This is a genomic window from Mycobacterium sp. 1245801.1, assembly GCF_001673055.1.
GTDB lineage: Bacteria > Actinomycetota > Actinomycetes > Mycobacteriales > Mycobacteriaceae > Mycobacterium > Mycobacterium europaeum_A.
Genome location: NZ_LZKY01000192.1, coordinates 1 through 607, shown reverse-complemented (window position 1 = coordinate 607; position 607 = coordinate 1). Strand labels below are relative to the sequence as shown.

General features: G+C 65.6%; 1 protein-coding gene. It reads right to left on the bottom strand.

Annotated features, from left to right (window positions below; genetic code table 11):
* The coding region (locus tag A5622_RS12075; RefSeq protein WP_197508002.1) for a C39 family peptidase at window positions 1–607 on the bottom strand (607 nt) is incomplete at both ends.

The following is a 607-nucleotide window of genomic DNA, read 5'->3' as shown; positions in this document are numbered from 1 at the left end:
CATGCCGGATCGCCCGGCCCGAGCTGGTTGGTGATGTACTCCAGCAACTTCCGGTCGGTGGCCGACGCCACCCAAGCCTTGAACTCGTCGCCAGAACCCGTTGGCTGCGGGGCGGGTTGCGCCTCCGCCGGGGTGGCGGTGGCGTAGGCGTATCCCTTCGGCGGGATCAGCGTGGCCATCTGGTCGAACGAGATCCAATAACCGAACGGGGAGAACCCGGGGTCGGCGATCCACAGCGCGCGCGCATCCGGGTCGATACCCATGATCGCCACATAGTGGTACACCGTGCCTCCCGAATAGTTCGGGCTCACAGAGCCTTTAACGCCGCGCGGGTAGTTCGAAGGCGGCGCAACGATATTCGCCACCACCCCGTAGCCGGCGTTCAACGAGTTGCTGACGTCCGCCCAGAGTTGGTCCCGCTGCGCCTGTGTCGGCGGGTCGTTCGGCATGTACCGCACCGCATACTGCCCGTCCGGTAGCCGCGGCTGCAGCGCGCGCAGAACCCAACTGATGTCGTCGGTTCCGTTAACGTTGGTGCCGATCTGCGCGATCAGGTCGCTTTCGCTGGCAGCCTGCTGACGACCGCTCAGCACAACTTGCGTGGACG